This window comes from Arthrobacter sp. 2YAF22_2 (genome assembly GCF_052114645.1).
Lineage (GTDB): Bacteria > Actinomycetota > Actinomycetes > Actinomycetales > Micrococcaceae > Arthrobacter.
In genome coordinates this window covers 1-7,865 of sequence record NZ_JBFRFD010000126.1, presented here as the reverse complement: position 1 = coordinate 7,865, position 7,865 = coordinate 1, and the positions used below count along the sequence as shown (strand labels likewise).

Below are 7,865 nucleotides of genomic sequence, written 5' to 3'. Positions count from 1 at the left end.
GTGCCGGGGCTAGCGAGGCCGAGGCGCCGGAGGCGGTCCGGCTGCTGGAGCAACTGGATGACGCGTTCGAGTCACTGCTGGAAACCGAAGACATCGTCGCGCTCAATGCGGCGTGGCTCCGCAGCCAGCCGGATCTGCTGGTCCTGGACGCGGACGAACTCGACCGGCACATCCACGAACGGGTGTCCCGGATCCCCAACCTGGCGGAGCGCCAGGCCGAGGCAGCCGAAGAGGAACTCCGGAGCGCCCCCGAGTTTGAACTGATCATCCGGGAACTGTGCGAGGTGGCCGGCCAGGCCCTGGTGCAGATCACCATGGGCGACCCGAACTACGACCACAACGGCGAGCGGGTCCTGGCGTGGCATTTCACCACGGACCAGGGCGAGTTCCTGATGGTGGAGGATGACGAGGAGGCCTACATGATCCACCCGGAGACACGGGAAATCGTCGCCGCCGTCGAATTCGAGTTCGACGCCGACGCCGACGACGACTTCTAGTAGCCCCCGACGGCGGCAGGCTTGAGCATGTCGCCGGCCGGGTCCACCAGATACCAGACGCCGCCGACGCCTTGGCCGGCGATGTCACCGGGGGCCTTGTCCTTGGCGAAGTGATACACCGGCATGCCGTTGATGGTCAGCTGCTTCTTTCCGTCCGGGGTCGTGATGGTGCCGAGCTTGGCGGTGACGCCCTCCGCCGCGGGTACTGCAGCGCCGGTGAGGACCGCCGGCCACGCAGCGGCGCACGCCCCGGTGCAGGCGCTCGTGCCGGCGTCCTTCTTGTCCTGGCCGAAGACGTAGACGCTCATGCCCCGGGCATCCACGATCGCCTGCCCGGCCGTGGTCGCGGCGGTCTTGAGGTCCGCGGCCTGCGCGGGCGCTGCGGAGCCGCTGGTGTCCGGTGCCGACGTCATCGGCGCGGACGAGGCGGGCGCAACGGAGGCGGAGGATTGCGACGCCGGGGGAGGGGACGCCGTCGTCGTTGTCCCGCTGCCCCCAGCGCAGCCGGAAACGACGACGGCGAGGGCAAAGGCGGACAGTGTGGCGCCGAAGTACTTACTCATTGTTGGCTCCTTGGCTGGATGCCGGCCATCTCGCTGTCCGGCTAGCTGATACGACGCCGCCGGGTGAAGAATGGTTCACAGGCGGACCGTTGAACTTTTGCGTCACCGTGTACGTCCTAGTGGGCAGCAGGACCAGGCCCAGGAGGTGCCGCATGCCACTGGATGAAGACGTGGTCGCCGCGATCTACCGCGACCACGGGACGGCCTTGCGGCGATTCGTCCTGGGTGCCTGTCACGACCCGCAGGTGGCGGACGACGTCGTMCAGGARACGGTGCTGCGAGTGTGGCAGCAGGCGCCGCAGATCACCGGCAGCCTGCGCAGCTACCTGTTCCGGACGGCCCGGAACATCATGATCGATAATTACCGCAAGGCCCAGCGACGCCCGCACGAAGCCGCGGAACGCGAAGTGGCCGACCCTGCCGGGGGCGTCGAACGGATCGATGAACTGCTCAACAGGGTCCTGATGGAGGAGGCCCTGCTGCGCCTCAGCACCGAGCATCGGGACGTGCTGGTGGCCCTCCACTACCGCCGACTCACCGTCCGGGAGGCTTCGGTGCAGTTGAACATTCCTGCCGGCACGGTGAAGTCCCGGGCCTTTTACGCCGTCCGGGCCCTGCGGACCATCCTCGACGAAATGGGGGTGCAGCGGTGAGCGGAACAGAACTCCACCAGCTGCTCGGCGCATACCTGCTCGGTGGCCTGGAGCCGGAGGAGGCCGCGGCGTTCGACCGGCATCTGTTCGACTGCCGGGTCTGCCGGGCCGAGCTCGACGAACTCGCCAGCCTGCCCGCGCTGCTCGACGCTGTCCCGGTGCCCGACGCCGTGGCTCTGACCAAACCCGCGACGCCCGCAGCGCCGGGACCGTTGCCTCGCGGGCTGCTGGCCGCACTGGCGGCGCGACGCCGCCGGGGCCGGCTGCTGTGGTCGGCGGCTGTCGCAGCGGTTGCCGCGGCCTGCCTGGCGCTTGGCGTCCTGGCCGGCCCGCTGCTGGCGCAACACGACGGGCCGGATGCCAGCTACTCGGTTGCAGCCGCCAACGGACCGCAGTTCACCGTGAACCTCGTGAAGAAGACGTGGGGCACCGAGCTGGCCGTCGACGGAAACAGCATGCCGGTGGACGGCACCCTCTCGCTCTGGGTCAAAGGCCGCGACGGCGTGGAGGACCGGGCGTGCGCGTGGACCGCGACCCCGAGCGGCAAGGTGCGCATCACCGGTGCCACCCCGCTGCAATTGGCCAGCATCGGCAGCATCGAGATGCGCAATAGCCGGCAGCAGACCGTAGCCGTCATCACGGTTCCGCACGCGTAGCGGCGGCTCCCCGGCATCTGGTCTGACTCTGGGGCGGGCCGCTACATCCGGGCGAGTCGGGCCCGGACGGCCATGAAGATGCCGTAGCAGATCAGGCCCGCGCCGACGGCGGCCAGCATGTAGATACCCAGCGGCTGCTCGCGCAACGCCCTAAGCCCGCCATCGAGCCCGGTTGACTCCGCCGGGTCGGCTTTCACGGTGGCAATGACGATCAGCAGCCCGGTCAGCAACAGGGCCACGCCCTTGGCGGCGTACCCGGCAATCCCGGTGGCGGTAACCGCGGTGCGGGCCTGCTCGTTCGACGGCATCCGCAGGTACTTGATGAACGACTTCCTGAAACCCCGGATGGCATAGGCCACCCCGGTGACGGAGACCGCAGCGCCGACCAGGAACAGCAGGAAGGTGCCCCCGGGCGCCTTCATCAGCTGCAGCGTGAGGTCGCTCGTGGAACGGCGCTGGTCCGACTCGGCACCGATGGCAACGGACGCCAGCGTCAGCGCAAACCCGGTGTACACCACGGCCTGCAGGGCGGCCTTGAGCTTCTTGCCGACCTTCTTCTTCGTCGGCAGGTGCTCGAAATCGAAGACGGCATCGCTGGTCTGCCAGATGGCCAGGGCCACGCAGGCAGCAAAGGCGCTCCAGAGCAGGACGGGGGCGGCCGGTTGCGCGGCCAGTTCCGCGACGGCGCCGCTGAAGTCGGCCCGACCTTGCCCGCCCATGGCCAACCGGATGGCGACGAGTCCGATCAGGAAGTGCAGCACGCCGGACACCGCGAACCCGGCGCGGGCCGCGATTTCGAGCGGCTTGGAATTGGTAACGTCCTCGGCGACTTCCGCGACGTCCTTGAGTTGCTTTTTAATGGTCCGTCCTCGCGTCGTGGACCTCGTCCGCCCGGGGCTGTTCCTCGCGGCGCCGGTAGCAGAGATCGAAAATCAGCCGGCCGGCGTCGTGCGCCTTGTTCTCGAAGCTGGTCAAAATCCGCCCCTCAAACCTGGGCGCCCAGCCCCCGACGTGGTCGACACCTTCGTTGGGGCCGGTATGTTCGGTGCTGACCGGCGCGCGGCCCTCCTTCACCGGAGCGCCGCCCACCAGGGACTCCACACCGGACTCCCAGACCTGCGTCAGCGGGCTGTCGCCGCCGCTGCGCTCGCCCTCATACATGTTCTCAAAGTCGGCCGAGCCGGCGAGGACCTCGCGGACGTGCACCGCGTAGTTGGACCAGTCGGTCGCGATCCGCCAGCGGCCGCCGGGCTTGAGCGCCCGGGCCGCGAGGTCCGCGAAGGCCGGCTGGATGAGCCGCCGCTTGTGATGCCGCGACTTGTGCCAGGGATCCGGGAAAAAGACCCACAGCTCGGTGACCGAACCCTTGGGCAGCATGGTGGCCAGCACCTCCGGGGCGTTGGCCTCCACCACCCGGACGTTGCTCAGGCCGCGGCTGTTGATCTTGATGAGGGTGTTGGCCAGGCCCGGCGTGTAAACCTCCACGGCCAAGAAGTCCGTGTCCGGATTCTGTTCGGCAGCGTGGCAGACGGCGTCGCCGAGCCCTGACCCGATCTCCACGACCAACGGAGCCTTCCGGCCGAACTCTGCCTCGGCGTCGAACACGTAATCGGGGTGCACGGAGGTGTTCGCGATGTGCCGCGGGACCTCGACCGCCCACCGCTCCGCATGCTCTTCCCACGCGGCCTGGCGCCRGCCCTGCAGACGGGTGCCGCGGCGCACGAAGCTGACCGGCCGCCCGCCGTAGGTGCCGAAGGACGCCTGGCTGCCGGGCGTGACCGCGCGGGGGGACTGCGGCGGGTGGGGGGATTCTGGGGCTTCACTCATCACCTCCAGAATAGTGGAGTTCGCGGGCGGCGCTGGATTGGGGACCGGCGGCGGCCTGCCACAATGGGTCCGTGATGACGCCACAAAACGTGCCGGGACCCTTCGGGACCGCCACCGGACCCACCCCGGACCCTTTCGTGGACGCCGAGATCGACGCCGTGCCGGCGACAGCGCCCACCGTCGCCGGCAGCCGCCGTGCGCTGGTGTACCTCGGAGTGTGCCTGGTGCTGATCGGGCTGAACCTCCGCACCGTCTTCTCCAGCTTCGCCGCGGTGCTGCCGGAGGTGACTGCCGACGTCGGCCTCCCCGGCTGGGCGGTGGTGGCGCTGACCACGGCGCCGGTGACGCTGCTCGGCGTGTTCGCCCCGCTCGCGCCGCGGCTGGCCCGCCGGTTCGGGGCCGAGCGGGTGCTGCTCGGCGCCATGGCGGTCCTGACAGCAGGGCTGCTGCTGCGTCCGGTGGACGCCCCCGGGGTGGGCCACCTGCCTGCGCTGCTGGCCGGCACGGCCGCCTGCGGGGCCGCGATCTCGTTCTGCAATGTCCTGCTTCCGGGCCTGGTGAAGCGCGACTTTCCGCACCGGCTGGGGCTCATGGGCGGCCTGTACACAACGGCAATTTGCGCTTCCGCGGCCCTCGGCGCGGGCTTCACCTATCCGCTGTTCAGCGCGACCGGGCAATGGACGGCGGCGCTGTGGTTCTGGGCGGTGCCCGCCGGCGTGGTGGTACTGCTGTTCCTGCCGCTGGCCGTCCGGCAGCGCCACGGACGCCAGCACGGCATCRCCGACGGCGTCAACGTCTGGCGCTCAGCCGTCGCGTGGCAGGTGACGGGGTTCATGGTGCTCCAGGCGATGATGTCCTTCAGCGTCTTCGCCTGGCTGGCGCCGATACTCCGAGAACGCGGCGTGGATGGCGGTACGGCCGGACTGATTGTCTCCGTCTCGATCGTGCTGCAGATGCTCGGTTCGCTGTTTGCGCCCGCGCTGGCCGCCCGGCTCCGGGACCAGCGCGCCATCAACGTGACGGTGGCGCTGATGACCGGGGGCGGCTTCGCGTTGAGCATCTTCGGGCCCCTGGACCTAATCTGGCTGTGGACCGGCCTGCTGGGACTGGGCCAGGGCAGCCTGACGGCGGTTGCGCTCACCATGATCATGCTGCGCACCCGTGACGGGCATACCGCCGCGCACCTGTCCGGCATGATGCAGGGGGTGGGATACGGGGTCGGTTCGGTCGGTACCCTTCTGGTCGGGCAGTTGCACCAGGGCACTGGATCCTTCGCCGCGGCGGGCCTGCTGTTCCTCACCGTCGGCTCCCTCGCCGCCGTGTTCGGCTACCGGGCGGGCAAGGACCGCTTCATCGGCTAACCCAACTGACTCGCATTTGATGTCGTTTTGAGGGGTCAAAACGACATCAAATGCGAGTCAGTTGGGGGTACGTGCCCCGTTAGGTGGGCGGGTTTGAGTAGGGACGGGCTCGGCTCGGTGGGCCGGCTCAGCGGGTTCAGAAGCTGAGGTCCTTGCCCTTCGTTTCCGGGATGGTGAAGACGAAGACGGCGGAGACGGCCAGGAGCACCACGGCATAGACGTTGAACAACTGCGGCATCTGCATGCTGGTGCCGAGCCATTGCTGCAGGTACGGCGCGGTCCCGCCGAACAGCGCCACGCAGATGGAATAGGGAACGCCGACGCCGACGGTGCGGATGCTGGTGGGGAACAGCTCGGCGTACACGGCCGGGACGATCGCCGCGCTCGCGGCGATGAAGATCAGCATGACCGACATGCTGACCGCCAGCTGCCAGGCGGAGTCCTTGAGCAGGGCAGTCATCGGGAAGTGCAGGACGCCTGCCCCGATCGCGCCGGACCACAGCACCTTCTTGCGGCCGATGCGGTCTGCGAGCTTGCCCCAGAAGGGCAGCGCGGCGATGAAGACGATGTTGCCCACCACCCCTGCCCACAGCGCTTCGCCGCGGTCGATTTTCAGGGCCGTGGTGGCGTAGCTGGGGGCAACGACACCCCAGATGTAGTAAATGACTGTCAGGCCGACTGTCAGGCCGATGACCTGCACGGCCTGCTTGCGATGCCGGACGATCTGCGGCCAGATCGGAGCCCGCTTCTCCGCCGACGCTTCACCTTCAAAGACATCAGACTCATGCAGCCGGGACCGCATGATGAGCCCGTAGAGCCCCATGACCGCGCCGATCAGGAACGGAAGGCGCCAGCCCCAGGCGTTCATTGCTTCGGTGCTCAGGGCCATGTTCAGCACTGCGCCCAGCAGGGTGCCGAACAGGATCCCCACCGTGCCGGAGGTGTAGATCAGGGTAGCCCAGAACCCCCGGTGTTCCTTGGGCGCCATTTCGGACAGGTACGTCTGCGACGACGGCAGCTCGCCGCCGTGCGCGAGGCCCTGGACCAGCCGCGCCACCAGCAGCATGAAGGACGCCCAGGCGCCCACGGCCGCGAAGGTCGGGGCGATGCCGATCATCAGGCTGCCCAGGGACGCGAGCCCCACGGCCAGGGTCATGGACGCCTTCCGGCCGATCCGGTCGCCGATCCAGCCGAACAGGAAGCCGCCAAAGGGGCGGGCGACGAAGCCGACGGCGAAGATTGCCAGGGTGGAGAGCACCGCCGAGGCGGGATCCGATTTGCTGAAGAGCTGGCTGGCGATGAACGGCGTGAACGTGGCGTAGATAGCCCAGTCGTACCATTCGACGGCGTTGCCGATGCCGGTGCCGACGAGCGTCTTGCGGGTCGATGTCCGGGTAGCCGTTGGCTGGGACACGGTTGAAGTCATGGTGTTCTCCCTGGGGATCGGGCTAGGAAAGGGTGGAGGAGGCGGTGATGCCGGAGGGAAGCTTCGCCGCCGCCAGCGTGGCCAGCCGGGACATGGCGAGCTCCGCGTAGAGGGCGGCGCCGTCAGCCAGCACGCCGTCGTCGAACGTGGCGTACGGGGAGTGGTTGAACGCGGTTGCCGTGTGGTCGGCGTCCCGGGGGACGGCGCTCAGGCCGATGAACGTGCCCGGGACTTCTTCGAGGACCCTGGAGAAGTCCTCGGAGCCGCTCAGCGGGGTTGCCCAGCGGGCCAGCCGGGAGTCGCCGAACAGGCTCTCGATGACGTTTTCGGCGGTGCGGGTTTCGTCCTCGTCGGTGATGGTCAGCGGGTACTCCTGCTGGTAGTCGACGTCCACGTCCAGGCCGTGCGCCGCCGCGATGCCCTTCAGCAGCCGCGGCACGGTGTCCATCATCTTCTGCCGGGATCCCTCGGAGAAGGTCCTGACCGTGGCTTCGATCCGGGCGGTTTCCGGGATGATGTTGCGCTTGGTGCCAGCCTGGAGGACCCCGACGGACAGGACGACCGGATCGAACATGTTGAACTGGCGGGTGACCATGACCTGCAGGGCGGTGACCATTTCGGCGGCCACCGTCACCGGGTCCTTGGCCGAATGCGGGGCCGAGCCGTGGCCGCCGGCGCCGAGCACGGTGACCATCAGTCCGTCGGACGAGCTGAGCATGACGCCGGGCTTGGTGCAGAACGTGCCGTGCGGTTCCAGCGCGGAAAACACGTGCATGCCGTAGGCGGCGTCAACCCGCCGGCCGGCCGCGTCCAGCACGCCTTCGCGGATCATGTGGCTGGCGCCGTCGAAACCTTCCTCGCCCGGCTGGAACATCAGGACGA

8 protein-coding genes and 1 pseudogene are annotated in these 7,865 nt (G+C 68.7%); 4 read left to right on the top strand and 5 right to left on the bottom strand.

Going from position 1 to position 7,865, the window contains the following annotated elements; genetic code table 11:
- A pseudogene (locus AB4Y86_RS07310) lies at positions 1-497 on the top strand (DMP19 family protein); the annotation flags it as partial.
- Here the strand turns inward: AB4Y86_RS07310 and AB4Y86_RS07305 are convergent.
- Entirely contained in the window at positions 494-1,060 is a 567-nt protein-coding gene (locus AB4Y86_RS07305) for a COG4315 family predicted lipoprotein (RefSeq protein ID WP_441401438.1), read from the bottom strand. The pseudogene AB4Y86_RS07310 and the gene AB4Y86_RS07305 overlap by 4 nt on opposite strands.
- A gap of 152 nt (positions 1,061-1,212) precedes the next feature.
- On the opposite strand from AB4Y86_RS07305, the gene AB4Y86_RS07300 reads away from it, so the two are divergent.
- Positions 1,213-1,713, top strand: coding sequence for a sigma-70 family RNA polymerase sigma factor (locus AB4Y86_RS07300; protein ID WP_441401436.1), 501 nt, complete (start codon positions 1,213-1,215; stop codon positions 1,711-1,713).
- Positions 1,710-2,369, top strand: coding sequence for an anti-sigma factor family protein (locus tag AB4Y86_RS07295; RefSeq protein ID WP_441401434.1), 660 nt, complete (start codon positions 1,710-1,712; stop codon positions 2,367-2,369). Before AB4Y86_RS07300 ends, AB4Y86_RS07295 begins: the two co-directional genes overlap by 4 nt.
- A 41-nt stretch (positions 2,370-2,410) precedes the next feature.
- On the opposite strand, the gene AB4Y86_RS07290 is transcribed toward AB4Y86_RS07295, so the two are convergent.
- The gene (locus tag AB4Y86_RS07290; RefSeq protein ID WP_441401440.1) at positions 2,411-3,229 is read right to left on the bottom strand and encodes a DUF1206 domain-containing protein; all 819 of its coding nucleotides are present in this window, start codon (positions 3,227-3,229) and stop codon (positions 2,411-2,413) included.
- Entirely contained in the window at positions 3,225-4,196 is a 972-nt protein-coding gene (gene trmB / locus AB4Y86_RS07285) for a tRNA (guanosine(46)-N7)-methyltransferase TrmB (protein WP_441401432.1), read from the bottom strand. Before trmB ends, AB4Y86_RS07290 begins: the two co-directional genes overlap by 5 nt.
- Positions 4,197-4,270: 74 nt before the next feature.
- Here trmB and AB4Y86_RS07280 point away from each other — a divergent pair, with 74 nt between their 5' ends.
- A complete protein-coding gene (locus AB4Y86_RS07280; protein ID WP_441401430.1) occupies positions 4,271-5,557 on the top strand; it encodes an MFS transporter in 1,287 nt (428 codons plus the stop codon).
- A 136-nt stretch (positions 5,558-5,693) separates the two neighbouring features.
- Here the strand turns inward: AB4Y86_RS07280 and AB4Y86_RS07275 are convergent, their stop codons facing one another.
- Together AB4Y86_RS07275 and AB4Y86_RS07270 are read right to left on the bottom strand one after the other, a co-directional pair.
- Positions 5,694-6,983 (bottom strand): MFS transporter, encoded by a 1,290-nt coding sequence (locus AB4Y86_RS07275; protein ID WP_441401428.1) that lies wholly within the window; start codon positions 6,981-6,983, stop codon positions 5,694-5,696.
- Between the two features lie 22 nt (positions 6,984-7,005).
- A partial coding sequence (locus AB4Y86_RS07270; protein ID WP_441401427.1) for a M20 metallopeptidase family protein occupies positions 7,006-7,865 on the bottom strand: 860 nt, incomplete at its 5' end.

What these genes read in the sequence shown, in the direction of transcription:
- AB4Y86_RS07305 (WP_441401438.1), bottom strand. Translation starts at nt 1,060, where the DNA reads ATGAGTAAGTACTTCGGCGCCACACTGTCCGCCTTTGCCCTCGCCGTC.
- AB4Y86_RS07275 (WP_441401428.1), bottom strand. Translation starts at nt 6,983, where the DNA reads ATGACTTCAACCGTGTCCCAGCCAACGGCTACCCGGACATCGACCCGC.